21 protein-coding genes and 1 pseudogene are annotated in these 26588 nt (G+C 72.0%); 12 read left to right on the top strand and 10 right to left on the bottom strand.

What is annotated here, in order from left to right; translation table 11 throughout:
* Positions 1–4: 4 nt before the first annotated feature.
* Both trpD and ABL310_RS03875 read right to left on the bottom strand, forming a co-directional pair.
* Positions 5–1018 carry an anthranilate phosphoribosyltransferase gene (trpD, locus tag ABL310_RS03880; RefSeq protein ID WP_349370395.1) on the bottom strand — a complete coding sequence of 338 codons (1014 nt, stop codon included), beginning with the start codon at positions 1016–1018 and terminating at the stop codon, positions 5–7.
* A gap of 79 nt (positions 1019–1097) precedes the next feature.
* Entirely contained in the window at positions 1098–3272 is a 2175-nt protein-coding gene (locus ABL310_RS03875; RefSeq protein WP_349370394.1) for a ComEC/Rec2 family competence protein, read from the bottom strand.
* Between the two features lie 247 nt (positions 3273–3519).
* Here ABL310_RS03875 and gltX point away from each other — a divergent pair, with 247 nt between their 5' ends.
* The 5 genes from gltX to ABL310_RS03850 all read left to right on the top strand — a co-directional run bounded on the left by gltX (position 3520) and on the right by ABL310_RS03850 (position 9762).
* Positions 3520–4944 carry a glutamate--tRNA ligase gene (gene gltX, locus ABL310_RS03870; protein ID WP_349370393.1) on the top strand — a complete coding sequence of 475 codons (1425 nt, stop codon included), beginning with the start codon at positions 3520–3522 and terminating at the stop codon, positions 4942–4944.
* A 209-nt stretch (positions 4945–5153) separates the two neighbouring features.
* Positions 5154–6446: a citrate synthase gene (gene gltA, locus ABL310_RS03865; protein WP_349370392.1), complete on the top strand. Its 1293-nt coding sequence runs from the start codon at positions 5154–5156 to the stop codon at positions 6444–6446.
* A gap of 245 nt (positions 6447–6691) precedes the next feature.
* Entirely contained in the window at positions 6692–8626 is a 1935-nt protein-coding gene (locus ABL310_RS03860; RefSeq protein ID WP_349370391.1) for a potassium transporter Kup, read from the top strand.
* Between the two features lie 63 nt (positions 8627–8689).
* A complete protein-coding gene (locus ABL310_RS03855) occupies positions 8690–9043 on the top strand; it encodes a CidA/LrgA family protein (RefSeq protein ID WP_349370390.1) in 354 nt (117 codons plus the stop codon).
* Entirely contained in the window at positions 9040–9762 is a 723-nt protein-coding gene (locus ABL310_RS03850; RefSeq protein ID WP_349370389.1) for an LrgB family protein, read from the top strand. The genes ABL310_RS03855 and ABL310_RS03850 overlap by 4 nt, the downstream gene beginning before the upstream one ends.
* A 9-nt stretch (positions 9763–9771) precedes the next feature.
* Here ABL310_RS03850 and ABL310_RS03845 read toward each other — a convergent pair.
* The 4 genes from ABL310_RS03845 to ABL310_RS03830 form a co-directional block, all read right to left on the bottom strand.
* Positions 9772–10724, bottom strand: a protein-coding gene (locus ABL310_RS03845) for an IS630 family transposase (protein WP_349368028.1) whose coding sequence is annotated in 2 segments (ribosomal slippage) — positions 9772–10382 and positions 10382–10724 — 954 coding nt in all. Because the reading frame shifts where the segments join, the coding sequence is not laid out codon by codon here.
* Positions 10725–10839: 115 nt separating this feature from the next.
* Positions 10840–12306 carry a DEAD/DEAH box helicase gene (locus ABL310_RS03840; RefSeq protein WP_349370388.1) on the bottom strand — a complete coding sequence of 489 codons (1467 nt, stop codon included), beginning with the start codon at positions 12304–12306 and terminating at the stop codon, positions 10840–10842.
* Positions 12307–12600: 294 nt separating this feature from the next.
* Positions 12601–13920: a short-chain fatty acid transporter gene (locus ABL310_RS03835; protein WP_349370387.1), complete on the bottom strand. Its 1320-nt coding sequence runs from the start codon at positions 13918–13920 to the stop codon at positions 12601–12603.
* 244 nt (positions 13921–14164) lie between these two features.
* A complete protein-coding gene (locus tag ABL310_RS03830) occupies positions 14165–14644 on the bottom strand; it encodes an Hsp20 family protein (protein WP_349370386.1) in 480 nt (159 codons plus the stop codon).
* A gap of 188 nt (positions 14645–14832) precedes the next feature.
* On the opposite strand from ABL310_RS03830, the gene ABL310_RS03825 reads away from it, so the two are divergent.
* Positions 14833–15804: an alpha/beta hydrolase gene (locus ABL310_RS03825; RefSeq protein WP_349370385.1), complete on the top strand. Its 972-nt coding sequence runs from the start codon at positions 14833–14835 to the stop codon at positions 15802–15804.
* Positions 15805–16034: 230 nt separating this feature from the next.
* On the opposite strand, the gene tpiA is transcribed toward ABL310_RS03825, so the two are convergent.
* Complete coding sequence (tpiA, locus tag ABL310_RS03820; RefSeq protein WP_349370384.1) at positions 16035–16799, bottom strand: triose-phosphate isomerase; 765 nt, start codon at positions 16797–16799, stop codon at positions 16035–16037.
* Between the two features lie 193 nt (positions 16800–16992).
* Here tpiA and ABL310_RS03815 point away from each other — a divergent pair, with 193 nt between their 5' ends.
* A complete protein-coding gene (locus ABL310_RS03815) occupies positions 16993–18897 on the top strand; it encodes a SurA N-terminal domain-containing protein (protein WP_349370383.1) in 1905 nt (634 codons plus the stop codon).
* Complete coding sequence (gene trpE, locus ABL310_RS03810; protein ID WP_349370382.1) at positions 18897–20438, top strand: anthranilate synthase component I; 1542 nt, start codon at positions 18897–18899, stop codon at positions 20436–20438. The genes ABL310_RS03815 and trpE overlap by 1 nt, the downstream gene beginning before the upstream one ends.
* Positions 20439–20472: 34 nt before the next feature.
* On the opposite strand, the gene ABL310_RS03805 is transcribed toward trpE, so the two are convergent.
* Positions 20473–20958 (bottom strand): peroxiredoxin, encoded by a 486-nt coding sequence (locus tag ABL310_RS03805; protein WP_349370381.1) that lies wholly within the window; start codon positions 20956–20958, stop codon positions 20473–20475.
* Between the two features lie 212 nt (positions 20959–21170).
* Between ABL310_RS03805 and ABL310_RS03800 the strand changes: the two genes are divergently transcribed.
* The gene (locus tag ABL310_RS03800) at positions 21171–22349 is read left to right on the top strand and encodes an OpgC domain-containing protein (RefSeq protein ID WP_349370380.1); all 1179 of its coding nucleotides are present in this window, start codon (positions 21171–21173) and stop codon (positions 22347–22349) included.
* A gap of 6 nt (positions 22350–22355) precedes the next feature.
* Here the strand turns inward: ABL310_RS03800 and ABL310_RS03795 are convergent, their stop codons facing one another.
* Positions 22356–23189, bottom strand: coding sequence for a protein-disulfide reductase DsbD domain-containing protein (locus ABL310_RS03795; RefSeq protein WP_349370379.1), 834 nt, complete (start codon positions 23187–23189; stop codon positions 22356–22358).
* 186 nt (positions 23190–23375) lie between these two features.
* Here ABL310_RS03795 and ABL310_RS03790 point away from each other — a divergent pair, with 186 nt between their 5' ends.
* Together ABL310_RS03790 and ABL310_RS03785 are read left to right on the top strand one after the other, a co-directional pair.
* Positions 23376–23996 carry a YqgE/AlgH family protein gene (locus tag ABL310_RS03790; protein WP_374730392.1) on the top strand — a complete coding sequence of 207 codons (621 nt, stop codon included), beginning with the start codon at positions 23376–23378 and terminating at the stop codon, positions 23994–23996.
* A gap of 126 nt (positions 23997–24122) precedes the next feature.
* Positions 24123–25511, top strand: coding sequence for a glutamate--cysteine ligase (locus tag ABL310_RS03785; protein ID WP_349370377.1), 1389 nt, complete (start codon positions 24123–24125; stop codon positions 25509–25511).
* 31 nt (positions 25512–25542) lie between these two features.
* Here ABL310_RS03785 and ABL310_RS24900 read toward each other — a convergent pair.
* A pseudogene (locus tag ABL310_RS24900) lies at positions 25543–25740 on the bottom strand (hypothetical protein); the annotation flags it as partial.
* Between the two features lie 352 nt (positions 25741–26092).
* Here ABL310_RS24900 and ABL310_RS03780 point away from each other — a divergent pair.
* Positions 26093–26557: a hypothetical protein gene (locus ABL310_RS03780; RefSeq protein ID WP_349370376.1), complete on the top strand. Its 465-nt coding sequence runs from the start codon at positions 26093–26095 to the stop codon at positions 26555–26557.
* Positions 26558–26588: the final 31 nt, after the last annotated feature.

The raw sequence follows: 26588 nt of genomic DNA, 5'->3' as shown, positions 1-26588 counted from the left end.
GCCCTCACGCCTGGGAGGCGCGCACGAGGCGCGCGAGGGCCGTCTTGGCCGCGCCGGAATCGATCGCCTCCGCCGCCTTGGCGACGCCCTCGGCGAGGTCGGCGGCGGCGCCCGCGACGACGAGGGAGGCGCCGGCGTTGAGGACCGCGATGTCGCGATAGGCCGTCCGCTCGCCCTCCAGCACGGCGCGCAGGGCGGCCGCGTTATGGGCGGGATCGCCGCCCTTGAGGTCCTGCGGCTCGGCGAGCGCGAGGCCGACGTCGCGCGGGTCGATCTGGAAGGTGCGGATCTCGCCGTCCTCCAGCGCCACGACCTCGCTCGGGCCGGTGGTGGTGAGCTCGTCGAGCCCGTCGGAGCCGTGCACGACCCAGACCCGCTCGGAGCCGAGCGCGCGCAGGGTCTCGGCGATGGGGCGCATCCAGGCGCGGGAGAAGACGCCGAGCAGCTGGCGCTTCACGCCGGCTGGGTTCGAGAGGGGCCCGAGGATGTTGAAGATCGTGCGCGTGCCGAGCTCGACGCGGAAGGGCGCGACGTGGCGCATGGAGGCGTGGTGGGCCTGGGCGAACATGAAGCACAGGTTCGCCTCGGCGAGGCAGCGGGCGAGGCCCGCCGGATCGAGGCCCAGCGTGACGTCGAGGGAGGAGAGCACGTCCGCCGCGCCGGATTTCGAGGAGGCCGCGCGGTTGCCGTGCTTGGCGACCGGCACGCCACAGCCGGCGACGATGAAGGCGGCGAGCGTCGAGATGTTGTAGGAGCCGGAATGGTCGCCCCCGGTGCCGACGATGTCCATCGCGGTGGGCGGCGCGTCGACCCGCAGCATCTTGGCGCGCATGGCCGAGGCCGCGCCGACGATCTCGTCGAGCGCCTCCCCGCGCACGCGCAGCGCCATCAGGAAGGCGCCCGCCTGGGCAGGGGTGACCTCGCCGGACAGCAGCGCGTCGAAGGCCGCGCGGGCTTCGTCCTGCGAGAGGGCCGCGCCCGTGGCGACCTTGGCGAGATAGGGCTTGAACGCGTCCATGACCGACCTTGCGACGTGCTGCGACCGTTGGCCCTCTGTAGCAAGGCGGGGCGCGCGGGGAAAGCCTCGCGGATCGCGCTCACTCCCGCCGCAGCCAGGGCCGCGTCTCGGGCGTGCGCCGGACGGTCTCGACCGCGACCGCGCCGTCGCGGAAGCTAAGCGTCGCCGCGCCGCCCGCCTCCAGGCGCTCGCGGCCGAAGAGGTGGGGCGCGGCGCACCAGGCGGGGGCGGTGAGCCGGGAGACCAGGACCACGGCCCGCGAGCAATCCTCGGCGAAGGCGCGGGGCTCGCGCACGACGGAGACGGGGCCGAGGCCCGGCAGGGTCGCGACGCAGGCGAGCGCGTCGCAGGCGACGCCGCGGGCGAGCGACGGGTCGTCCGGCGCGCGGGGATCGCCGTCGGCCTCGAGCCATTGCGCGAGGACGAAGTCGCCCGGATCGCCGAGCACGACGAGACGTCCGTCGGCGGCGCGCAGGGCGACGCCGCGGCCGTCGCGGTCGACGTAGAGGTCCGGCCGCTCCGGGCTCGCGGCGAGCAGCAGCCCGGCGAGGGCCGGGACAAGCGCGAGCAGCTTCAGCCAGGAGACGCACAGCGTCGCCAGAAGCAGCGCCGCGACGAGGAGGGAGAGCGCGCCGACGCCGAAGGCCGGGACGACGACCTGCGCGCCGGGCAGGCCCGCGACCCATTCGGAGAAGGCGATCACCTGGCCCACCCCCGCGCCCATGACGTGCCAGGGGAGCGCGTCGAGGCCCAGCGGCAGGAGCGCCATGCCCAGCACGGCGGCGGGCATGACGAGGAAGGTGACGAGGGGCAGGGCCAGCACGTTGCCCAGAACGCCGTAGGGATTGGCGATCTGGAAGTGGAAGGCGGCGAAGGGGCCGGTCGCGGCGGTGGCGATCAGCGTCGTGCCGACGATGCCGGCGATCACGCCCCAGCCCGCGCGGGCGATCCGGCCGACGCGCCCCGGCGGCGGGCCGGGCCTTCGCTCGCGCGCCGCCTGCCATTCGGCGCCGGCGATGAGGCCCGCGACCGCCGAGAACGACATCTGGAAGGAGGGCCCCACCAGCGCCTCCGGCTCGCGGGCGAGCACGATCAGCGCCGCGAGCGCGAGGTTGCGCATGGAGAGCGCGGGGCGGTCGACCAGGATCGCGCCGAACACGATCGTGGTCATGATCAAGGCCCGCTCGGTGGCGACCGCGGAGCCGGAGAACACGCAATAGACCGCCCCGGCCGCGATGGCGGCGAGGGCCGCGATCTTCTTGATCGGCAGCGTCAGCGCGAGGACGGGGATCGCGGCGAGGAGCGCGCGCAGGCCGAAGAAGACGGTGCCCGCCGCGAGCACCATGTGCAGGCCGGAGATCGAGACGATGTGGTAGACGCCCGCCGCGCGCAGGACCTCGTTCGTCTCCTCGGCGATGAGCCCGCGCTTGCCGGTGACGAGCGCCGCCGCGACGGCGCCGGGCTGGCCGCCGACGGTCTCGGCGATGCGGGCCGTCACCGCGTTGCGCGCGGCGTCGAGGCGGGCGGCGAGGGCGAGGCCGAGGTCCGGCGGCTCCGGCGGCGGGGCGGTGTCCACGCGCCCGGAGAGGCCGCCCACCGCGCCGATCCCGCGAAAATACGCCTCCTTGGCGAAATCGTAGCCGCCGGGCCGCACCGCCTCCGGCGGCGGCAGGAGCCGCGCCCGCGCCGCGATCCAGTCCCCCGGCGCGAGCCCGACCCCGCGCTCGCCGCGCACGGTGACGCGGGCGCGGAAGGTCCCGGCGCCGACGACCGGCAGGTCGTGCGCGTGGATGCGCAGCACGAGCCGCACGCCCGCGGGACGGGCCTCCAGGCTCTCGACGTAGCCGGCGACGAGGCCGCTCGCGGGCTCGGACAGGACCGGCGCGGCGACGCTCGCCTGGCGCACCGCGCCCGCGGCGAAGCCGGCGGCGGCGCAGGCGAGGGCGCAGAGCGCGATCCCCGCGGCCATCGAGCGCGTCCAGGCGAGGCGCGCGGCGAGGACGAGCGCCGCCGCGAGGGCGAGGGCGGCGGTACGCGAGGGCGCGTCGACCTGGAAGAACAGGAGAATGCCGCCGCCGAAGCAGACCGCGCCCCAGGAAAACAGCCGTCGGCGCTCCACCTCCGTCGAGAGCGCCGCGGCGATGCGCTCCCGAAGCGAGCGCGCCCGCCAGCGCCGGACCAGGCCCGTCCAGGCCGCGGCGACCGTCGCCGCGAGGCGGGCGGAGAGCCCGGCTGCGATCTCCCCGGCGATCACGCGCACACTCCCGGCTCGGCAATCCCGGCGGGCAGTCTAGCGGATGAGACGACCGAAGGCGCATCCGGAAATCACCGTATATCCGGACGCGCGATGCAGGCTCTCCCCTCTCTCGACGAGAGAGGGGAGAGGGGGGTGCGTCGCGCTTCTCCGGATCCGTCGTGCGGACCCGTTCCCGCCGCGAGCGAAATGCTCTAGAGAGGCCCGCGAGAGACCACGCCCACCCCGAAGGACGGCGCATCACCCGATGTCGGACCAGATCGTCACGCGCTTTGCGCCCTCGCCCACCGGCTTCCTCCATATCGGCGGGGCCCGCACCGCCCTGTTCAACTGGCTCTTCGCCCGCCGGCACGGCGGGAAGATGCTGCTGCGCATCGAGGACACCGATCGCGAGCGCTCCACCGACGAGGCCATCGCCGCGATCCTCGACGGGCTGACCTGGCTCGGCATCGACTGGGACGGCGATGCCGTGCACCAGTTCTCCCGGGCCGAGCGGCACCGCGCGGTGGCGCTCCAGCTCCTCGCGGAGGGCAAGGCCTACCATTGCTACGCCAGCCAGGAGGAGCTCGCCGAGATGCGCGAGCGCGCCAAGGCCGAGAAGCGGCCGATGCGCTACGACGGCCGCTGGCGCGATCGCGATCCAGCCGAGGCGCCGGCGGGCGTGAAGCCCGTCGTGCGCTTCAAGGCGCCGCTCGAAGGCGAGACTGTGGTGAACGACGAGGTGCAGGGGCCGGTCACCTGGTCGAACAAGGAGCTGGACGACCTCGTCCTCCTGCGTTCGGACGGCACGCCCACCTACATGCTCGCGGTCGTCGTCGACGACCACGACATGGGCGTCACCCACGTGATCCGCGGCGACGACCATTTCACCAACGCCGCGCGCCAGACGCAGATCTACCAGGCGCTGGGCTGGGACGTGCCGGCGATGGCGCACATCCCGCTCATTCACGGGCCGGACGGGGCGAAGCTGTCGAAGCGCCACGGCGCGCTCGGCGTCGATTCGTACCGCGCGATGGGCTACCTGCCCGAGGCCCTGCGCAACTATCTCGTCCGCCTGGGCTGGGCGCACGGGGACCAGGAGATCTTCTCGACCGAGGAGATGATCGCCGCGTTCGGCCTCGAGGCCATCGGCCGCTCGGCGGCGCGCTTCGACTTCGTCAAGCTCGAGGCGCTCAACGGCCATTACATGCGCCATGCCGACGACGCGCGGCTGCTGGAGGCCCTGGAGACCATCATGCCCGAGATCGGCCCGGAGCGCGGGCTCGGGACGAGCCTGTCGCCGGAGCTGCGCGAGAAGCTGCTCGCGGCCATGCCGGGGCTCAAGGAGCGCGCGCGCACCCTGGTCGAGCTCCTCGACAGCGCGGCGTTCCTCTACGATGCGCGCCCGCTCGCCCTCGACGAAAAGGCGAGGAAGCTCCTCGACGACGACGCTCGCGCGCGCATCGCCGGCCTCGTCCCGAAGCTCGAGGCGCTGGAGAGCTTCGACGCCCAGACGACGGAGGCCGCCGTGCGCGCCCATGCCGAGGAGACCGGCGTCAAGCTCGGCCAGGTGGCGCAGCCGCTGCGGGCCGCGCTGACGGGCCGCGCGACCTCCCCACCGCTCTTCGACGTGATGGCGGTGCTCGGCCGCGAGGAAACGCTCGCGCGCTTGAAGGATCAGGAAAAGCCCTAATTCGGGGCGAAACAAGCCAAGCCGGGCTTGGCTTTGCGCCGAAGCTCCGCCTTTGGGCGCGCTTGAACCCGGGGAGGGGATCGGTTAACCCCTCTCCACCTTCGCGTCAGCGACTGCCGCCGGAGAAGGTCCGCCCACACGATCGGCGCCTCGGCGCCCGCGCGCGAGGGACCCGTCCGGAAGGCGCTCACCATGAAAGGGCCTTGCGCATGAGCAGCACCACGAGCACCTTGCAGATTGACGGCAACGCCGTCGAGTTGCCGGTGAAACCCGGGACGATCGGCCCGAGCGTCGTCGACATTTCGAAGCTCTACGCGCAGACGGGGGCCTTCACCTACGATCCGGGCTTCACGTCCACCGCCTCCTGCGAGTCGAGCATCACCTATATCGACGGCGACGAGGGCACGCTCCTCTACCGCGGCTACCCGATCGACCAGCTCGCCGAGCACGGCGACTTCCTCGAGACCTGCTACCTGCTCCTCTACGGGGAGCTGCCGACGGCGGCCCAGAAGGCCGACTTCGACTATCGCGTGACCCGTCACACGATGGTCCACGAGCAGATGCAGCGCTTCTTCATGGGCTTCCGCCGCGACGCCCATCCGATGGCGATCATGGTCGGCTCGGTCGGCGCCCTCTCGGCGTTCTACCACGACTCGACCGACATCTCCGACGCGCAGCAACGCATGATCGCCTCCATGCGCATGATCGCCAAGACGCCGACGCTGGCGGCGATGGCCTACAAGTACTCGATCGGCCAGCCGTTCGTGTACCCGAAGAACGAGCTCGACTACGCCTCGAACTTCCTGCGCATGTGCTTCGCGGTGCCGTGCGAGGAGTACCAGGTCAACCCGATCCTGTCGCGCGCGCTCGACCGGATCTTCATCCTGCACGCCGACCACGAGCAGAACGCCTCCACCTCGACGGTGCGGCTGGCCGGCTCTTCGGGCGCCAACCCCTTCGCCTGCATCGCGGCGGGCGTGGCCTGCCTCTGGGGCCCGGCCCATGGCGGCGCCAACGAGGCGGCGCTGAAGATGCTCGAGGAGATCGGCACGCCCGAGCGCATCCCCGAATTCGTGGCCCGCGCCAAGGACAAGAACGATCCCTTCCGCCTGATGGGCTTCGGACACCGGGTCTACAAGAACTACGACCCGCGCGCCAAGATCATGCAGAAGACCACCCACGAGGTGCTCAACGAGCTCGGGATCAAGGACGACCCGCTGCTCGAGGTGGCGGTGGAACTCGAGCAGATCGCCCTGCGCGACGAGTATTTCGTCGAGAAGAAGCTCTATCCGAACATCGACTTCTACTCGGGCATCACCCTCAAGGCCATGGGCTTCCCGACCACGATGTTCACCGTCCTCTTCGCGGTGGCCCGCACGGTGGGCTGGATCGCGCAGTGGAAGGAGATGATCGAGGACCCCTCCCAGCGCATCGGCCGCCCGCGCCAGCTCTATGTCGGCGAGCCCGAGCGCGACTACACGCCGATCGCCCAGCGCGGGTGACGGCGCGTCCACGCGAGACGAACGATCGGAGCGGGCCCTGCGGGGCCCGCTTCTCGTTCGGGGGGCCGCGCCGCCGCACCCCGCCCTCCCCTGTTTCGCTGCGCTGCGGAACGTGCTAGACACCCCGCCGCTCGACGCCGCCGCCCGACGCCGAGGATACCGTCCGGCGGGGCTTTCGCACGGGGCGAGCCCGCCCGTTCGGAGAGGTCCCCACGGGGCGCGGCCCGGAACAGAACCGATCTCCCATGTCACAACCGCAAGCCCTGGCCAAAGGGCATCCCGATTCACCGGCCGGCGCCGATTCCGCGCTCCCCGAGGCCCACAAGAAGGCGGGCTTCTGGACGCTGACCATCGGCTCGGTGGGCGTCGTCTACGGCGACATCGGCACGAGCCCGCTCTATGCGCTCCGGGAATCGATCATCGCCGCCTCCGCCGGAGGGCCGATCACCCGCGACATCGTGCTCGGCGTGCTCTCGCTCATCCTGTGGGCGCTGATCCTCGTCGTCACGATGAAGTACGTCTTCCTGCTGCTGCGCGCCGACAACAACGGCGAGGGCGGCACGCTGACGCTGGTGGCCCTCGCCATGCGCGCGCTCGGGCGCGGCCGCGCGGCGGTGCTGCTGCTCGGCGCGGTGGGCGCCGGGCTGTTCTACGGCGACGCCATGATCACGCCGGCGATCTCGGTGCTCTCGGCCGTCGAGGGGCTCAAGATCGCCGCCCCCGCGAGCGCGGACTACGTCGTGCCCATCGCGCTCGTGATCCTGGTCGTCCTGTTCTCGGTGCAGAGCCGCGGCACGGGCAAGGTCGCGGCCCTGTTCGGGCCGATCACCTGCGTGTGGTTCGCGGTGCTCGCGACGACGGGGCTCTACCACATCTTCGACGATCCGGGCGTGCTCGCCGCCATCAACCCGCTCTACGGCGCCCGCTTCCTGATCAACCACCCGTTCGTGACGATCGCCGTGCTCGGCGCGGTCTGCCTCGCGGTGACGGGGGCTGAGGCGCTCTACGCCGATCTCGGCCATTTCGGGCGCGGGCCCATCCGCACCGCCTGGCTCACCATCGTGCTGCCGGCGCTGACGCTCAACTATTTCGGCCAGGGCGCGCTCGTCCTCTCGAACCCGGAGACGATCGAGAGCCCGTTCTACAATCTCGTGCCGGACTGGGCGACGCTGCCCCTCGTCGGGCTCGCCACGGTGGCGACCATCATCGCGAGCCAGGCGGTGATCACCGGCGCCTTCTCCCTCACCCGCCAGGCGGTGCAGCTCGGCCTCCTGCCGCGCCTCGAGATCCGCTTCACCTCGGAGGCGCATTCCGGGCAGATCTACATGCCCCGGGTGAACTGGCTGCTGCTCGCGGGCGTGGTGATGCTGGTCGTCGGCTTCGGCTCGTCCTCGGCTTTGGCCTCGGCCTACGGCGTCGCCGTCTTCGGCGCCATGACGGTGGACGCGCTGCTGGCGATCATCGTCATCTGGAAGGGCTGGCGCTGGGGCCTCCTCGCCGCCCTCGCCACCGTGACGCCCTTCCTCGTCGTCGACCTCGCCTTCTTCGGCGCGACGCTCTCGAAGCTCCTGTCCGGCGGCTACGTGCCGGTGCTGCTCGCCACCGTGCTCATCCTCACGATGTGGACCTGGCTGCGCGGTTCACGGCTCCTGTTCGACAAGACCCGCAAGACCGACGTGCCCTTGGCCGAGCTGATCTCCATGCTGGAGAAGAGCCCGCCGCACCGGGTGCGCGGCATGGCGGTGTTCCTCACCTCGGACCCCGAGACGACGCCCACCGCGCTCCTGCACAATCTCAAGCACAACAAGGTGCTGCACGAAAAGAACGTCGTCCTCACCGTCAAGACCGCGGACACGCCGCGCGTCTCCGACGAGGAGCGGGTGCAGGTGGAGCCGCTGGGCGAGAGCTTCTACCGGGTGGTGATGACCTACGGCTACATGGAGACGCCGAACATCCCCAAGGGCCTCGCCATCCTGCGCAAGCTCGGCTTCAAGTTCGACATCATGGCGACGTCGTTCTTCCTCTCCCGCCGGAGCCTGCGCCCGGCCGCCCAGTCCGGCATGCCGCGCTGGCAGGATCGGCTGTTCATCTGGCTCTCGAAGACGGCGTCGAACGCCACCGACTTCTTCCAGATCCCCACCGGCCGCGTGGTGGAGGTGGGGACGCAGGTGACGATTTGAGGCGGGGGCGCGACAACGCCGCCTCCCCCGTGCTCTCATGCGCCTCCGACACGGAGGCCCTTCATGCTGCACGGATTCGTCCTGATCGTCGTCTTCCAGTACGCCGGGGAAGCGGCGGCGCGCCTCCTGGGGCTGCCGACGCCGGGGCCGGTGGTCGGGCTCGCGGCCTTGGCGCTCCTCGCCATCGCCTGGCCGGCGCTCTTCCGCGTCGCGGAGCCGACGGCGGACGCGCTCTTGCGGCATCTGAGCCTGCTCTTCATCCCCGCCGGGGTCGGCGTGCTGCAGCACCTCGACCTGCTGCGCGCGGAGCTCGTCGGGCTTCTCGCGGTGCTGGTGCTCTCGACGCTGATCACGATGGGGATGACGGCCGCGATCTTCGCGCTCCTGGCGCGGCCGGCGAAGGAGGGCGCGCGATGACGGCGCCCGCCGAGTTATGGGTCTATCTCGCGACCTCGCCCCTGTTCTGGCTGGCGCTGACGCTGTCGGTCTATCTCGGCGCGGACCGGCTCTCGGCGTGGTCGGGGCGCAATTCGCTCGTCAACCCGGTGCTGATCGCCATCGCGGCGCTCGGCGCCGTGCTGGTGGCGACGGGGACGTCCTACGAGACCTATTTCGAGGGCGCGCAATTCGTGCACGTGCTGCTCGGGCCGGCGACCGTGGCGCTCGCCATCCCGATCGTGCGCTACCGCGCGGAGATCCGCGCGAACGCCCTGCCGCTCGTGGTGGCGCTCGTCGTGGGGGGCGTGACCGGGATCGCGAGCGCGGTGGGGCTCGCGATCGCCTTCGGGCTCGACCCGGCGCTCGTCGCCTCGCTCGCCCCGAAATCGGTGACGGCGCCCATCGCCATGGGCGTCGCGCGCGAGATCGGCGGCGTGCCGGAGCTCACCGCCGTCCTCGTGATCATGACCGGAATCACCGGAGCCGCCCTCGTCACCCCGACGCTGAACCTGCTGCGGGTGCGGGACTGGCGCGCCCGGGGCTTCGCGGTGGGCCTCGCCGCGCACGGCATCGGCACGGCCCGCGCCCTGCAGGTGAATCCCGTGGCGGGCACCTTCGCGGGGCTCGCCATGGGGCTCAACGGGCTGGTGACGGCCTTCGCCGCGCCCTTCGTGGTGCGCTGGGCGCTGGGGGGCTAGAGCAGATTCTCACCACTCGGGTTCATATCCTGCTGCGGTGAAGAAGTTCGCGCATTCCTCTGGCGGGAAGGCTTCGATGGCGTCGGCGACGGCGCTCCAGAGGGCGTCGCGCGTCCGGGCGGCGACCTTCCTGAGCAGGGCCTTCAGCTTGGCGAAGGCGTTCTCGATGGGGTTGAAGTCCGGGCTGTAGGGCGGCAGGAAGCGCAGCTCGGCTCCGGCCGCCTCGATGGCCTCGCGCACGGCGGGGGTCTTGTGGCTGGCGAGGTTGTCCATGATCACCACGTCGCCGGGGCTCAGCGTCGGAACCAGGACCTGCTGGACGTAGGCGAGGAAGCTCGCCGCGTTGATCGCGCCGTCGATCAGCATCGGCGCGTCGATCCCGCCGATCCTGAGCCCGGCCACGAAGGTCGTGGTGCGCCAATGGCCGTGAGGGATGCCGGCGCGCAGGCGCTCGCCTTCGGGGGCGCGGCCCCGCAACCGCGCCATCTTGGTGTTGAGCCAGGTCTCGTCGATGAAGATCAGCCGCTGCGGGTCGAGCTCGGGCTGCTCCTCGAACCAGGCCTCGCGGGCCGCGGCGACGTCGGCGCGGTCCTGCTCGCTGGCGTGGCCGGACTTTTTTTGAACGTCAGGCCGTGGCGGCCGAAGAAGCGGTGCACCGTCGAGGGCGCGAAGCGCTCGCCGTGCTCGCGCTCGAGCCGCTCGGCGATCTCGACGAGGGTGAGATCCGGCGCCTCCTCCACCATCGCGAGGATGACCGGGCCGAGCGCCTCGATCCGCCCGGACCGCGTGTCGCCGCCTTGCGCCCGCGGCGCGACCGAGCCCGTCTCGCGCCGAAGGTTGAACCACTTCACCGCCGCGGACGGCGCGATCCCGAAGCGGTCCGCCGCGGCCCGGCGGCTCATGCCGGCATCGACCGCAGCGAGGACGCGCTGCCTCAGATCCATCGAGAGGGGCTTCGTCATGGCGGCTGGCCTCCTCCGCCAGCCTCTACCGTGAATCACGAACTGGCCTCGAAGGGAATCCCCCGCGCGATTCCATCAGGAAGCGATCTGCTCTAGACCCCCAGCGCGGCGGGCGTCAGCGCCCGCGGCGCGGACGCTCGCCGCCGCCGCGGCCGCCGGCGAGCCAGGCGATGCTGGCGCCGTCGCGATCGCCGCCGGACCGCGCCGGCTGCGCGCCGGCGGGACGGCCCTGCTGCGGGCGGCCCTGCGCCGGCTTCGCCTTCGGCTGAGCCGGACGGGCCTGCTGCTGGCCGGCGGGCTTCTGCTGCGCCGGACGGCCCTGCGCCGCCTGCGGCTGGCCGCCGCCGCCGCGACGACCGCGGCCGCCGCGCCCGGCGCCGTTGCCGCCGTTGCCGCCGCGGCGCGGCTCGCGCGGCGCCTCCTCGGCGAGCGCCTCGACGCCGCCGGCGTCGAAGCCCGCGGGCACGGGCTCGACGGGCACCGTCAGCCGCGTGAGCTTCTGGATGTCCCGGAGATACGCGCGCTCCTCCTCGTTGCAGAAGGACAGCGCGATCCCGGAAGCGCCGGCGCGGGCCGTGCGGCCGATACGGTGGACGTACTGCTCGGGCACGTTCGGCAGGTCGAAATTCACCACGTGCGAGACGGCCTCGACGTCGATGCCGCGCGCGGCGATGTCGGTCGCGACCAGCACCCTGCAGGCGCCGCTCTTGAAGGCGCCGAGCGCGCGCTCGCGCTGGCCCTGGCTCTTGTTGCCGTGGATCGCGAAGGCGGCGATGCCGGCCTTCTCGAGCCCGCGCACGACCTTGTCCGCGCCGTGCTTGGTGCGGGTGAAGACCAGCACGCGGTCGATGTCGGGCGCGCGCAGGACGTGCTCGAGCAGCGCCGGCTTGCGGCCCTGCGCCACGAAGGTGACGCGCTGCTCGACGCGCTCGGCCGTCGTCGCGACCGGGGCGACGGAGACCTTCACCGGATCGGTGAGGTAGCCGTCGGCGAGCGAGGCGATGGTGGTCGGCATGGTGGCCGAGAAGAACAGCGTCTGGCGCTGCTTGGGCAGCAGCGTCACGATCCGGCGCAGCGCGTGGATGAAGCCGAGATCGAGCATCTGGTCGGCCTCGTCGAGGACGAGGATCTCGACGTTGGCGAGCGACAGCGAGCGCCGGTCGATCAGGTCGAGCAGGCGCCCGGGGGTCGCGACCAGGATGTCGACGCCGTTCTGGACGGCGCGCTCCTGGCGCGGCACGGGCACGCCGCCGAAGACGACGGTGGAGGTGAGCTTCGAGCCGCGGCCGTAGGCGCGGAAGCTCTCCTCGATCTGGCTCGCGAGCTCGCGGGTGGGGGAGAGGATCAGCGCGCGGCAGCCCTTGCGCGGGGCGGGCCGCTTGTCGGCGGCGAGGCGCTGGATCATCGGCAGCGCGAAGGCCGCCGTCTTGCCGGTGCCGGTCTGGGCGATGCCGAGCAGGTCGCGCCCGGCGAGAACCGGGGGAATGGCCTGGCCCTGGATCGGGGTCGGGCGCTCGTAGCCCTCGCGGGCGAGCGCCTCGAGGATCGGGGCGGAGAGGCCGAGGTCGGAGAAAGTGGTCAAGAGATGTCTTTCACGTGCGGGGAGCCCCGTGGCCGGGCGCGCGCGCACGCATCGTGCGTGGAAAAGCGCGGGTTCGCCCTGAGCGAGGCTCGTCGGTCGGGGAACGACCCGCGTGATGGGGCGATCTGGAGGGTCGCGTCCGAGGACCTCGGGCCGGATCCGCCCCTTTGGAACGGGGCGGCCTTCACGCAGCCGGGTCGGGGCGCTCCATGGCGGGGCGCCGACGCGATGAGGGGTACATGGGCCGGATGGGGGCGGATGTCAATGTGCGACGTCGCTGTGCGTGGACGGCTGCTACGGCACGAAGGTCAGCCCGGCCGCGATCACCACCCCGGTCACGACGAGCGCGACGAGGCAGAAGCCCATCATGTCCTTGGCGCGCAGGCCGGCGATGGCGAGGGCGGGCAGCGCCCAGAAGGGCTGGATCAGGTTCGTCCAGGCGTCGCCCCAGGCGACCGCCATGGCGATGCGCGGCAGGTCGGCGCCGATCGCGAGCGCGGCGGGGATCGTCACAGGGGCCTGCACGGCCCACTGGCCGCCGCCCGAGGGCACGAAAACGTTGACGACGCCCGCGGCGAGGAAGGTGAGGAGCGGCAGCGTCGCCTCGTTCGCGACGGCGACGAAGCCCTGCGAGAGGGTCGCGGCGAGCCCCGAGCCGATCATCATGCCCATGATGCCGGCGTAGAACGGGAACTGCACGATGATGCCGCTCGCGCCCTTCGCCGCCTCCTGCAGCGCCGCGAGGAAGCGCAGCGGCCGTCCGTGCAGCATGATGCCGAGGAAGAGGAAGACGAAGTTGACGATGTTGAGGTTGAGCGCGCCGGACTGGACGAGGAAGTAGTAGCCCGCGAAGACCAGGCCCATCACGCCCACCGCCTGCGAGAGGAGGAGGCTGTTCTCGAGCCGCGCGGCCGGCGTGCCCTCGCCCTGCGCGGCGGGCGCGGGCGCCTCCTCGAGCAGCCGCTTGTCGATCGTGACCGTCTCCTCCGGCTTCGGCAGCATCAGCCGGTTGACGAGCGGCAGCACGACGAGGAGCGCGGCGACGATAGCGAGGTTGAAGGCGGAGAAGATGGTCGCGCTCGTCGGCACGACGCCCATGCTCTCGGCCATGAAATGCCCGTCGGTGGCGATCGTGAGCGGGATCGACCCGGCGAGGCCCCCATGCCAGACGACGAATCCGGAATAGGCGCTCGCGATCAGGAGCCGGTAGTCGACCCCGGGGACCTCCCGCGCCAGCCGGCGGCCGAACATGGCCCCGATGACGAGGCCGAAGCCCCAGTTGATCCAGGCCGCCGCCATCGAGACCAGGGTCACGAGCACGATGGCTTGCGCCGGGCTGCGGGCGAGCCCCGCGAGTGCGCCGAGGATGCGCGAGACGAACGGCGTCGAGGCAAGCACCCAGCCGGTGACGAGAATCAGCACCATCTGCATCGAGAAGGCGAGCAGGTTCCAGAACCCCTCTCCCCAATGCCGAATCATGCCGATCGGCGTCTCGCCCTCGACGGCGATCCCCAGTCCGAACACCAGGAGCGTGAGCAGCATGACGAGCACGAAGGGATCCGGCAGCCACCGCTCCACGACCCGCGCCGATCCGACCCCGATACGCCCCAGCATCCGTCCCTCCCCCGCCCATTCGCACGCGCCGACGAACGGCAGCGCGACACTGCATGCGTTCATAGGCGGCAACGCAGGGCGTGTAAAGTCCGGATGCGTCATGGTCGCGAAGTTAACTTATAGTTGCTTTCCGACGGCGCGCAGGAGATGTTCGGCCGACGGTCGCAGCCCGCCGTGCGCGAACGAAAACGCCCCCCGCATCGCTGCGGAGGGCGTCCGGAAAGCCCTGCGGAAGAGCCCGGCCTTACGCGGCCTCGGTCTCCAGCGTCTTCCGCGCCTTGCCGGCGGCGGCGATGGGGATGAGGCGCGGCTTCTTCGATTCGGGGATCTCGCGCACGAGGTCGACGTGCAGGAGGCCGTTCTCCAGGCTCGCGCCGGTCACCTGCACGCCGTCGGCGAGCTGGAAGCGGCGCTCGAAGGCGCGCGCGGCGATGCCCTGGTGCAGGAACTCGGAGCGGCGCTCCGGCGCCCGGCCCTCGTCGGCCTTCTTGCCGCGGATGGAGAGGGCATGCTCCTTCACCTCGATGGCGAGGTCGTCCTCGGTGAAGCCGGCGACCGCGACCGTGATGCGGTAGGCGTGCTCGCCCGTGCGCTCGATGTTGTAGGGCGGGTAGCCTTGAGTCCCCTGGGCGCCGTCGACGCCGCCGAGCTGGTCGAGGGTCGAGAACAGGCGGTCGAAGCCGACGGTGTTCCGGTAGAGCGGGGAGAGATCGAAATGGCGCATGGCATATCCTTTCGCTGAAGCGACATGCTGTCATGGGCGGTCCGCCCGTCGGGGCCGGACCGGGGTTGCGCGCCGCCGTTTGGCCGGCGCAGTCTCGACATGGGAAGCGGGGGAATGGGATTCAAGACCTCTGCCGGCGCGCGCCCTCCCCCCTCGCTCGCATCGGCGCGATCGCCTATCCTCGCACCATGAAGCTCGTCCCCACGGCCGCGAATCCCGTTCCCGAAGGCGCCATCGTCTCGCGCGTCGTCGCCCGCGACGGCGCGCCCTTGCGCGTCGCGCGCTGGCCGGCGCGCACGGACAAGCCGCGGGGGACCGTGGTGATCTTCCAGGGCCGGGCGGAGTTCGTCGAGAAATGGTTCGAGACGATCGAGGACCTGCTCGCCATGGGCTTTTGCGTCGTCGCCTTCGACTGGCGCGGCCAGGGCGGCTCGGAGCGGACCCTCGCCGATCCGCGCAAGGGGCATGTGGGCCGCTTCGGGCTCTACGCGCGGGACGTGGAGGCGATCGCGGCGCAGGTCCTGAAACGCGAGTGCCCGAAGCCGCACGCCGTGCTCGCCCATTCCATGGGCGCGGCCATCGCCCTCGACCTCGCGCGGCGCGGCAGGCTGCCGGCGGAGCGGCTGATCGCGCTCGCGCCGATGCTCGGGATCGTACGGGTCAAGCACCCGACGCTGGCCTACTACGCGACCACTCTCGCCTGGCTCCTCGGCTTCGGGGGGATGTACGTGCCCGGCGGCGGCGAGACCTCGCAGACGACGAAGCCCTTCGCCGGCAACCCGCTGACCTCCGACCGGCTGCGCTACGCCCGCAACGCCGACGCCGCCGCGGCGCTCGGCGAGGGGGCGATCGGCGATCCGACGATCGGCTGGGCGCGGAGCGCCTTCGCGCTGATGCGCCGGCTCGCCGAGCCGCGCGCGGCGCTCGACATCCGCCTCCCGACGCTGGTGATCGCAGCGGGCGCGGACCGGGTGGTCTCGGCGCCGGCGGCGGAGCGCTTCGCCTCGCGGCTGAAGACCGGCAACGCCCTCGTCGTGCCGGGGGCGCGCCACGAGCTGATCGCCGAGGCCGATTCGATCCGCGAGCCGGTGATGGCCGCGATCGAGGCCTTCCTGCCGCAGCCGGCGGACGTCGCGACCGCCGCCCCGGCGCGTGGGTGAGCTCGTCGGGCTGCGAACGGGGACGTCATCCCGGACGCCGAAGGCGATCCGGGACCCATAGGCGCGACGTCGGCTCGAGCGCGCATGCCGCGCTCGTCGCGCCACTTTTCAGCGCATTCAGGGCGAGCGACGCGGCCTGAAGGCCGCGAAACGGATGACGGAGCGTCTAGGTCCCGGGTCGCCGTTCGGCGCCCGGGATGACGGCGAAAGGCGACCGTCATCACCGCCCGTCAGCGCGTCGGCGCGGCCTCGGCGATGGCGAGGAAGTCCGCCGCCTTCAGGCTCGCGCCGCCGACGAGGGCGCCGTCGACGTTCGCGACGGCGAGGATCTCGGCGGCGTTGCCCGGCTTCACCGAGCCGCCGTAGAGGATGCGCACGGCGTCGCGCTCGGCCGCGCTCGTCTTGGCGCCGAGCGCCTCGCGCACCGCGGCGTGGACCTCGGCGATGTCGTCGTTGGTGGGGACGAGGCCCGTGCCGATCGCCCACACGGGCTCGTAGGCGACGACGGTATCGGCCGCCGTGATGCCGTCCGTCAGCGAGCCCTCGAGCTGGCCGCGCACGACGTCGAGGGCGCGCCCGGCCTCGCGCTCCTCCCTGGTCTCGCCGACGCAGACGATGGCGACGAGCCCGGCGCGATGGGCGGCCTGGAGCCTGGCGCGCACGTCGGCGTCGGTCTCGCCGTGGTCGTGGCGGCGCTCGGAATGGCCGACGATGACGTAAGTGGCGCCGGCGTCGGCCAGCATCTCGGCCGAGACGTCGCCGGTATGCGCGCCGGACTGCGCCGGATGGCAGTCCTGGCCGCCGACGCCGACGGGCGAGCCGGCGAGGCGCTCGGCCATGCGGGAGATCAGCGTCGCCGGCGGGCAGAGCGCGAGGTCGAGCCGCCCGGCCAAAGCCGCGTCGACGCCGTCGCGCACCGCCTCGGCCTCGGCGAGCGCACTGGCGAGGCCGTTCATCTTCCAGTTCCCGGCGACGAAGGGGCGAGGCTGCGGCATGGCGGGATGGCTCCTGTCGTGTGATGCTGTCGTCCGATGTGATCCTCGCCCGTCCTTACAGGCGATCGGGCGCAGGCTCAAATCGGGCGTGGAGGCCGCGTTCCGCCCGCGAAAGGCCGCGCGGCCGCGCCCGGGCTTTCGCCGGCGCGCCGAATGCGCTAAGCGCCTGCGATCGAATGAAACGAGACGGCTCATGCTGCAGAACCTTCGCAACGTCGGAAAGACCCGGACCGGCAAGGTCGTCGCGGGCGTGCTGTTCGCCCTCCTGATCGCGTCCTTCGCGGTCTGGGGCATCGGCGACATCTTCCGCGGCGGCGCCACCACCACCGTGGTGCGGGTGGGCGAGACCGAGATCCAGGCGCAGACCGTGCGCGACATCTACACGCGCCAGCTGCGCCAGCTCTCGGCCCGCCTCGGCCAGCCGCTGACGGCGGCGGAGGCCCGCGCCTTCGGCGTCGACCAGCAGGTTCTCGGGCAGATCGTCACCGAGGCGGTGCTCAACGAGCGCGCCCGCGACCTCGGCATCCGCGCCGGCGAGACGCTGGTCGCCCGTTCCATCGTCGAGGACCCGGCCTTCCAGGCGGGCGGCGCGTTCGACCCGAACGCTTTCCGCCGCTTCCTCTCGCTCGCCGGCATGTCGGAGCCGATGTTCGTGGCCGAGCAGGCGCGCGATCTCGAGCGCCGGGCGATCGTCGAGGCGGTCGGCGCGGGGCTCGCGGCCCCGATCGCCGCCGAGGAGGTTTTCCACCGCTACGACCAGGAGCGCCGCACGGCGGACGTGCTCGTCCTGCCGGAGAGCCTCGCGGGGGACATCGGGGCGCCCGAGGAGGCCGCGCTCGAGAGCTTCTTCGCCGAGCGCCGCAGCCAGTGGCGCGCGCCGGAATACCGCGCCGCCGACGTGCTGGCGATCTCGCCGGCGGCGATCGCCGACCCGGAGGCGGTCTCCGAGGAAGCCGTGCGCGCCCGCTACCAGGACGTGGCCGAGACCCGCTTCGGCACCGCCGAGCGCCGCGCCATCCAGCGCATCCCCTTCCCGAACGTGGAGGAGGCCGAGGCCGCTTCGCAGCGCGTCGAGAGCGGCGAGACCACGTTCGAGGCGCTCGCCGAGGAGCGGGCCGTGGCGAACGACGTGCTGAACCTCGGCGCCCTCACGCGCTCGGAGGTGCTCGACCCGGCCGTGGCCGAGGCGGCCTTCGGGCTCGCCGAGAACGCCGTGAGCGAGCCGGTGGCGGGCCGCTTCGGCGCGTCGCTGGTGCGCGTCACCGACATCCAGCCGGCGGCCGTGCAGCCGCTCGAGGAGGTCGAGGAGGCGCTGCGCCTGGAGATCGCGCTGGAGCGCGCGACGGACCGCATCCGCGACGTCTACGACGAGATCGAGGATCAGCGCGCCGCCGCGATCCCGCTCGAGGACATCGCCGCCGAGCGCGGGCTCGACCTCGTGCGCATCGAGGCGGTTGACCGCCAGGGGCTCGGCCGCGCGGGCGCGCCGGTGGAGCCGCCGGCCGGCGAGACGCTCGTCGAGGCCCTGTTCGAGACGGACATCGGCGTCGACAACCTCGCCATCCGCACCGAGGAAGGCGGCTACGTCTGGTACGACCTCACCAACGTCGAGCCGGCCCGCGACCGCGAGCTCTCCGAGGTGCGGGACGAGGTGGTCGAGGCCTGGCGGCAGGACCAGGTCGCGCAGGCGCTCACCGACGAGGCCCGCGCCTTCGTCGAGCGGCTGGAAGCCGGCGAGAGCCTCGAAGCCATCGCCGCGGAAACGGGGCTTTCGGTCCAGGCGGTGGAGAATCTCGCCCGCGGCGAGGCCGCCGGCCCCCTGACCGCGACCGCCGTCGATCGCCTCTTCGCGACCCGCGTCGGCGAGCCGGGCACGGCGCCGCTCGGCGAGACCGAGCGCGTGGTCTACCGGGTCACCGGCGCGAACGTGCCGGACTACATCGTCACCACGCCGCAGGCGGAGGCCTACGACCAGCGGCTCTCGCAGCTCCTCTCGCAGGACGTGCTGGAGCAGTACCTCGTCTACCTCCAGGAGGAGCTCGGGGCGGAGATCGACCAGGAGGCCTTCGAGACGGCCATCGGCGGCGGGGCCTTCTGATGGAACTCGCGCCCGCCTTCGAGACCGTCGCGGCGGCCTACGAGGCGGGCCGGCCGAGCCTGATCGCGACGCGGCTCGTCGCCGACCTGGAAACGCCCGTCGCCGCCTTCCTGAAGCTGCGCCGCGCCAAGGCCGGCGCGGCCTTCCTGCTCGAATCGGTCGAGGGCGGCGCGAGCCGCGGGCGCTACTCGATGATCGGCCTCGAGCCGGACCTGGTCTGGCGCTGCCGGGACGGCGCGGTGGAGATCGACCGCGCGGCGCTCTCCGGGGAGAGGCGCTTCGAGGCCGATCCGCGCCCGCCGCTGGAGAGCCTGCGCGCGCTGATCGCCGAATGCCGCATCCCGCGCGACGACGAGGCCGCCGACGGGCCGGGCGCGCTGCCGCCGATGGCGGCGGGCCTGTTCGGCTATCTCGGCTACGACATGGTGCGGGCCATGGAGCGCCTCGGCCCGCCGAACCGCGACGCGCTGGGCGTGCCGGACGCGGTGCTGATCCGCCCCACCGTGATGGTCGTGTTCGACGCGGTGCGCGACGAGATCACCCTCGTCGCCCCGGTGCGTCCGCGCCCGGGCGTCCCGGCGAGGGCCGCCTACGAGAGCGCCGTGGCGCGGCTCGAGAGCGCGGTGGACGCCATCGAGGGTCCCCTTCCGGCGGACGCGCGGCTCGAGACGGCGGACCCGCTCGCCATCGAGGTCACCTCGAACACCCCGCCGGAGACCTACGAGGCGATGGTGGAGCGGGCGAAGGACTACATCCGCGCCGGCGACATCTTCCAGGTGGTGCTCTCCCAGCGCTTCGAGGCGGCGTTCCCGCTGCCGGCCCTCGCGCTCTACCGCTCGCTCAGGCGGGTCAACCCCTCGCCCTATCTCAGCTTCCTCGACTTCGAGGACTACCAGATCGTCTGCTCGTCGCCGGAAATCCTGGTGCGGGTGCGCGAGGGCGAGGTGACGGTGCGGCCGATCGCCGGCACGCGCCCGCGCGGCGCGAGCGCGGCGGAGGACCGGGCGCATGCCGAGAGCCTCCTCGCCGACCCGAAGGAGCGCGCCGAGCACCTGATGCTGCTCGACCTCGGCCGCAACGACGTCGGCCGCGTGGCCGAGTACGGCTCGGTCGCGGTCACCGACTCGTTCTTCCTCGAATATTATTCGCAGGTGATGCACATCGTCTCGAACGTCGTGGGCCGCCTGTCGGGGCGGCACGACGCGCTCGAGGCGCTGGTGGCGGGCTTTCCGGCGGGGACCGTGTCGGGCGCGCCGAAGGTGCGGGCGATGGAGATCATCGACGAGCTCGAGCGCGACAAGCGCGGGCCCTATGCCGGCTGCATCGGCTATTTCGGCGCCGACGGCGAGATGGACACCTGCATCGTGCTGCGCACGGCGCTGGTCAAGGACGGGCGCATGCACGTCCAGGCCGGCGCGGGCGTCGTCTACGACAGCGTGCCGGCCTCCGAGCGCATGGAATGCGTCAACAAGGCCAAGGCGCTGTTTCGCGCGGCCGAGGAAGCGGTGCGCTTCGCCAGCCGCGCGCGACGCGGGCAGTGAGCGCGGAGGCGCGCCGACGCCCCCGCTCCATGCGTCAGAGCTGACCGAGCATCGCCTCGGCGCCGGAGGTGTCGGCCTTGCCGGGGGCGTCCTCGACGTTGAGCGCCTTCATCACGCCGTCCTCGACGATCATCGAATAGCGCTGGGAGCGCAGGCCCAGCCCGAAGCCCGTGCCGTCGAGCACGAGGCCGATCGCCTTGGCGAAATCGCCGTTGCCGTCGGCGACGAACTCGAGCTTGCCGTCGGCGCCGACCGACTTCTCCCAGGCGCCCATCACGAAGGCGTCGTTCACCGAGGTGACCACGATGGCGTCGACGCCCTTCGCCTTGATGGCGTCGGCGTGGGCGACGTAGCCGGGGACGTGGTTGAGCGTGCAGGTGGGCGTATAGGCGCCGGGCACGGCGATCAGGACCACCTTGCGCCCCGAGAACACGTCGGCGGTCGTGCGCACCTGCGGACCGTCGTCGGTCATGGCGCGGAAGGTCACCTCGGGCAGGCGGTCGCCGGGCTTGATCGTCATGTCGCGTCGTCTCCGTTGCGCTGGATTGGCCCGTGCGGGCGGGCTCGGGAGACGTACTTATCGCGCCGGCGGCGGAAAGCCACGCCTTTCCGCGCACGGGCCGGCGCGGGCCTCGCACGATTGTGACCCGCCCGCCGGTCTCGGCCGTATAGAACGGTCGTGCCCCGACCGCCGGGCGGCTCGAGCCGCCGTCGACAGCGAGGATCGCGCCGATGCCGACCACGACCGCCGCGCCGCCGCCGACACGCCCGCGCGACCCGCGCCTCGACGTGTTCCGGGGGCTCGGCATGTTCATCATCATGATCGCCCACGTGCCGTGGAACACGTGGTCGAACTGGATCCCGGCGCGCTTCGGCTTCTCGGACGCGACCGAGATGTTCGTGTTCATGTCCGGCATGGCCTCGGCCATCGCCTTCGGCCGCGTCTTCGACGCGCAGGGCTTCGGGGTGGGCACCGCGCGGGTCGCCCAGCGCATCTGGCAGGTCTACTGGGTGCACGTGGCGGTCTTCCTAACGATCGCCGCCCTCGTCGCCGCGATGGGCCCGATGCCCTTCGGCGACAAGACCTACATGCAGCAGCTCAACCTGGTGCCGTTCTTCGAGAACACGGCGACGAACCTCATCGGCTTCCTGACGCTGACCTACGTGCCGAACTACTTCGACATCCTGCCGATGTACCTCGTCATCCTGGCGCTGATGCCGATCGTGCTCGTGCTCGCGCGCGTGCATGTCGGCGTGGCTCTGGGCTTCGTCGCCGTCCTGTGGCTCGCGGCGCAGGTCCGGCTGCTCGACCTGCCGGCCGAGCCCTGGTCGGACCGGACCTGGTTCTTCAACCCGTTCGGCTGGCAGCTGTGCTTCTTCCTCGGCTTCTTCTGGATGCGCGGCGACATCCCGGCGCCGCGCCTCGACAGCCCGAAGCTGCTGGCGCTCGCGATCCTCGTGCTGGTCGCGAGCTTTCCGCTCGCCTATTGGCCGCTGTTCCTCGCGGTGGAGCCGCTCGAGGCGATCCGCGGGGAGATCGGCGTCCTCATCACCAAGACGCGCTTCGGCATCCTGCGGCTCGTCCACTTCCTGGCGCTGGCCTACGTCGCGCTGTGGATCGTCGAGCGCTGGGGCGGGCTCGTCCGCAACGCGGCGGCGCGCGTCGTCGCCAAGGTGGGCCAGCAATCGCTCGCGGTCTTCGCGACGGGGCTCGTGGTCTCGCGCCTCGCCGGCATGTATCTCGACCATGCCGGCCGCGAGACGCTGACCTACGCGATCGCCAATGTGTCGGGCATCGCGATCCTGATCGCGACCGCCTACCTCGTCGGCTGGTTCAAGTCCTCGCCCTGGAAGGCGAAGGCGGACAAGCCCGCGCCCGCCGCGCGGCAGGCTCCCGCGCCGGCGGAATAGGCGGGCTCAGTCCGGCAGCGGCGCGAGGGCCTCGACGTCGATCGCGGCGCCGTCGGCGACGAGCGTGAGCCGCACCGGCAGCGGGCCGGCGACGTCCTTCGGGGCGTGGGCGATCTCCACCGCGAACACGCCCTCGGAATCGGGGTCGGCCGCGGGGGCGAGGAACCAGCGATCGTCCGGCCCCTCCGCCAGCAGCACCGCGCCCCGCGGCGCGCGCACGCGGACCGCGAGCGCGTCCTCGCCCGCGGGCTCGACCGCGAGCACCGCGAGCGGCCCGTCGGTCTCGCCGAGCGGGGTCGGCGTCGGGACCGCCTCCAGCGCCCGGGCGATGGCGACGTCGCTTCCGATCGCCTCCGGCGGCAGCGTCAGCGAGGCCTCGGCGGTCGCCGGGATGCAGATCTCCTTGCAGACCCCGTAGAACAGCGACAGCGACAGCACCGCCGGCTCGTCGGGGTCCTCCGGCGTCACCTTCAGCGGCAGCACCACGTGGTCGAGATAGCCGTAATAGGCCCCGAACGGGTCCTCGTAGCGCCCGGGCGCCGGCCAGGCGATCTCCACCAGGGCGACGTTGCGCGAGCCGGTCCAGTCGAACTCGGCCGGAATGCCCGAATCGCCGGGATGGCGCCAATAGGTCTTGTAGCCGGGCTCCATCTCGATCTCGAGCCCGGCCCAGCGCGCGCCCTCCGGCTCGACGTCCCCGGCGAGGAGCCGGGCGCGGGAGGCGTGGTCGTCGGACCAGGGCGAGACGCCTGTCGGCGCGGCTTCGGCAGGCGCGAAGGCGAGGCCGGCCAGGGCCACGGAGACGGCGAGAAGGGCGAGATTGAGAGCGTGAGCGGGCATGATCCGGAACTCGGAAGTGGCGATCCGGCTTCAACATCGGCATCGCAGGGGCGTTTCGCCACCCACGTTCGCGTGAGCCTCGCTCACGACACGAAGACGGCGTCGCGGCTCGGGGGCGTCACGCCGCACCCCGGCGGCGGCGTCGCGGGGCGGAACCCCTTTGACGAAATCCCGCCGCAGCGTAGCATGTGGCTCGCGTCGGACGGCAAAGACGAGGATCGCGCCATGCCCGGCTATCTCGACGGTCAGTTGCTCGTCGCCATGCCCGGCATGGGCGACGAACGTTTCGAGCGCACCGTGATCTATCTCTGCGCCCACTCGGCGGAGGGGGCGATGGGCATCGTCATCAACAAGCCCGCCGCCGACATGAGCCTGCCGGACCTGCTGGTCCAGCTCGACATCATCCCGGCCGACGAGACGATCCGGCTGCCGACCCGCGTCGGCGACATGAAGGTGATGATGGGCGGCCCCGTGGAGACGAGCCGCGGCTTCGTGCTGCACTCCCCGGATTTCTTCCTCGACCAGTCGACGCTCCCCATCGACGGCGACGTCTGCCTGACCGCCACCGTCGACATCCTGCGGGCCATCGCCGGCGGACGCGGGCCGGACCGCGCGATCTTCGCGCTCGGCTACGCCGGCTGGGGCGCGGGCCAGCTCGAGACCGAGATCCAGCGCAACGGCTGGCTCTCCTGCCCGGCCGATCCCGAGATCGTGTTCGGCGGCACGGCGGAGGCGAAATACGAAAGCGCCCTGCGCAAGATCGGCATCGACCCGGGCATGCTCTCCCCGATCGCCGGGAACGCCTAGGCACGGTGCGATCTGCCCTTCCGGCATTTCACGTCGACAGGGCGATTGCGGGCGGCTGCGCGACGGCCTATCTAACGGCCTTGCTCGCCCGGCGGGCGGCAGGTTCGTTTCCCCCACGAGGTTCCAATGGCCCGCGACGTTTCCGATGCGACGCCGATCGAGTCGCGCGACGAGCTCGTCGCCTGGATCGCCGAGGGCGAGAAGCCGAAGAGCGCCTGGCGCATCGGAACCGAGCACGAGAAGGTCCCCTTCTACCGCCACGACCTCTCGCCGGTGCCGTTCGCGGGCGAGGCGGGCATCGAGGCGATTCTCGCCGGCCTGCAGCGCGAGACCGGCTGGGAGCCGATCGAGGATCGCGGCGCGCTCATCGGCCTGTTCGAGGGCGACGGTGGCGGTGCGGTCTCGCTCGAGCCGGGCGGCCAGTTCGAGCTCTCCGGCGCGCTCCTCACCGACGTGCACGAGACCCGCGCCGAGCTCGACGAGCACCTCGCCGCTCTGGCGCGCGTCGCCGAGCCGCTGGGCGTCTCCTTCCTCGATCTCGGCATGAGCCCGCTCTGGCGTCGCGAGGAGACGCCGATCATGCCCAAGAGCCGCTACGAGATCATGATGGGCTACATGCCCAAGGTCGGCGGGCTCGGCCTCGACATGATGCTGCGCACCTCCACCGTGCAGGTGAACCTCGATTTCTCGAGCGAGGCCGACATGGTGACGAAGCTGCGCGTCTCGCTGGCGCTGCAGCCCATCGCCACCGCGCTCTTCGCCAACTCGCCCTTCACAGACGGCAAGCCCAACGGCTTCCTGTCCATGCGCTCGCAGATCTGGACGGACACCGACCCGGACCGCACGGGCATGATGCCATGCGCGTTCGAGGACGGCTTCGGATACGAGCGCTACGTCGATTGGGCGCTCGACGTGCCGATGTACTTCGTCAAGCGCGGCGGGACCTATCACGACGTCGCGGGCGCGAGCTTCCGCGACCTGCTGGCCGGGCGCCTGCCGCAGCTGCCCGGCGAGCGGGCGACGCGCTCGGACTGGGCGAACCACGTCTCGACCGTGTTCCCCGAAGTACGCCTCAAGCGCTTCCTCGAGATGCGCGGCTCGGATGCCGGCCCGCGCGGCTTCCTGCTCGCCGCGCCGGCCTTCTGGGTCGGCCTGCTCTACGACCAGGTCTCGCTCGAAGCGGCCTGGGACCTGGTGAAAAGCTGGACCGCCGAGGATCGGCAGGCGCTGCGCGACGCCGTTCCGCGGCTGGGGCTCGACGTACGGATCGCCGGCCGCTCGGCCGCCGAGGTCGCGCGCGAGGCGCTGCGCATCTCCCGCGCCGGCCTCACCCGGCGCGCCGTCACGGATGGGCTGGGTCGTGACGAGACGCTGTATCTCGATCCTCTCGAGCAGGTCGCCGAGACCGGGCGGCCGCGGGCGCGCGATCTCCTCGACCGCTATCGCGGCGCGTGGAACGGTTCCGTGCTCCCCGCCTTCCGGGAGTGCGTGCTGCTCGACCCGGCGCTCGCGTGACGGGGGCGTCGCGCGCCTCCGAGAAGGGCACGCGGTCGCACTCGCCGGCCTGGTCGTAGACGAAGACCGACCACTCGTCCCACCGCGGATAGTGCGGCAGCTGCGCCATCATCTCCCGCGCGAAAGCGATTGCGCCTGCGCGCATCTCTCCCGCGCGCCGGGCCCTGCGGCCGGTCCGGTCGACGACGAGGTGAACGCCGTCGGATGCGTGTAGGTAATGGACGTTCACGGATGCCTCCGTTGGTTCGACGTCCTAGACGCGCCCCCTTTTACCTTTGTTTCCGCTACGATTCGGTGTCCGCGTCCGGAATGCACGCCCCTCCGAGTCGCTTTTCGGCACTCTCCCCGGCTTCCCCGTTATCCACAGGGGCAATCGCGACGATTCACCGGCGACGCAGCCTGTGCGCGATCCGGTCCTGCGTCGTCTACGCCGCATGTCGGGCTGTTGTCGCGGGCGCGACTCGGCCATACTCCTCCGCGGCGGGAAGGGTGAAACGCGGTCACAACGCGCCTTCCCGTACGGATCGGGCCGCTCGCAGCGGCCGTGATGTGGGCGCGAACGACGCCCCGGGGGTGAAACGATGTTGACGCAGACCGACCTGCCCGAAGAGCCGGTATCCCTCTCCGTTCGCGGCGCCGAAGGGCACGAGCACGTCGTCACGGTCGGGCGGCAGCTCGGCGGCGGCGTCAGCCTGTCGTGCTCCTGCGCGATGTTCGCGCGCGAGGCCTGGTGCCGCCACGCCGTGGACGTCCTGTGCATGCGCCTGCGCGCGCTCGGCGTCTCCGAAGACGGGCTCGAGTTCACCCTCGAGAGCGCGGTGATGGGCACCAAGGCCGAGGACCTTGCCCACGAGCTCGACCGGGCCCTGATCGCCTACGAGCGCGCCTTGAAGCGCTTCGACGAGAGCCGCTCCGGCAGCCTCGCCGCCGACGTGGTCGAGACCATGGGCGCCGTCGCCCGGGACATCGCCGACGCCGCGGCCACGGTGTCCGACGTCGTGCTGCGCTTCAAGCGCGCGCTCGACGTCGCGCGCGTCGAGGGCTGATTTCGCCGGCCACCCATCACCGGCGTGCAAC

The sequence above is a fragment of the Salinarimonas sp. genome (assembly GCF_040111675.1).
Classification (GTDB): Bacteria; Pseudomonadota; Alphaproteobacteria; order Rhizobiales; family Beijerinckiaceae; genus Salinarimonas.
Note: the sequence above shows the minus strand (reverse complement) of the source record. Positions and strands in the feature narration are given on the sequence as shown.

Bases quoted from the DNA above. Each gene is read 5' to 3' on its own strand.
- gltA (WP_349370392.1), top strand. From the start codon at position 5,154: ATGAGCAGCACCACGAGCACCTTGCAGATTGACGGCAACGCCGTCGAG.
- ABL310_RS03815 (WP_349370383.1), top strand. From the start codon at position 16,993: ATGCTGCAGAACCTTCGCAACGTCGGAAAGACCCGGACCGGCAAGGTC.
- ABL310_RS03795 (WP_349370379.1), bottom strand. From the start codon at position 23,189: ATGCCCGCTCACGCTCTCAATCTCGCCCTTCTCGCCGTCTCCGTGGCC.
- ABL310_RS03850 (WP_349370389.1), top strand. From the start codon at position 9,040: ATGACGGCGCCCGCCGAGTTATGGGTCTATCTCGCGACCTCGCCCCTG.
- ABL310_RS03805 (WP_349370381.1), bottom strand. From the start codon at position 20,958: ATGACGATCAAGCCCGGCGACCGCCTGCCCGAGGTGACCTTCCGCGCC.
- ABL310_RS03800 (WP_349370380.1), top strand. From the start codon at position 21,171: ATGCCGACCACGACCGCCGCGCCGCCGCCGACACGCCCGCGCGACCCG.
- ABL310_RS03790 (WP_374730392.1), top strand. From the start codon at position 23,376: ATGTGGCTCGCGTCGGACGGCAAAGACGAGGATCGCGCCATGCCCGGC.
- ABL310_RS03835 (WP_349370387.1), bottom strand. From the start codon at position 13,920: ATGCTGGGGCGTATCGGGGTCGGATCGGCGCGGGTCGTGGAGCGGTGG.
- ABL310_RS03855 (WP_349370390.1), top strand. From the start codon at position 8,690: ATGCTGCACGGATTCGTCCTGATCGTCGTCTTCCAGTACGCCGGGGAA.
- ABL310_RS03830 (WP_349370386.1), bottom strand. From the start codon at position 14,644: ATGCGCCATTTCGATCTCTCCCCGCTCTACCGGAACACCGTCGGCTTC.
- gltX (WP_349370393.1), top strand. From the start codon at position 3,520: ATGTCGGACCAGATCGTCACGCGCTTTGCGCCCTCGCCCACCGGCTTC.
- trpD (WP_349370395.1), bottom strand. From the start codon at position 1,018: ATGGACGCGTTCAAGCCCTATCTCGCCAAGGTCGCCACGGGCGCGGCC.
- ABL310_RS03780 (WP_349370376.1), top strand. From the start codon at position 26,093: ATGTTGACGCAGACCGACCTGCCCGAAGAGCCGGTATCCCTCTCCGTT.
- ABL310_RS03785 (WP_349370377.1), top strand. From the start codon at position 24,123: ATGGCCCGCGACGTTTCCGATGCGACGCCGATCGAGTCGCGCGACGAG.
- ABL310_RS03825 (WP_349370385.1), top strand. From the start codon at position 14,833: ATGAAGCTCGTCCCCACGGCCGCGAATCCCGTTCCCGAAGGCGCCATC.
- tpiA (WP_349370384.1), bottom strand. From the start codon at position 16,799: ATGCCGCAGCCTCGCCCCTTCGTCGCCGGGAACTGGAAGATGAACGGC.
- trpE (WP_349370382.1), top strand. From the start codon at position 18,897: ATGGAACTCGCGCCCGCCTTCGAGACCGTCGCGGCGGCCTACGAGGCG.
- ABL310_RS03860 (WP_349370391.1), top strand. From the start codon at position 6,692: ATGTCACAACCGCAAGCCCTGGCCAAAGGGCATCCCGATTCACCGGCC.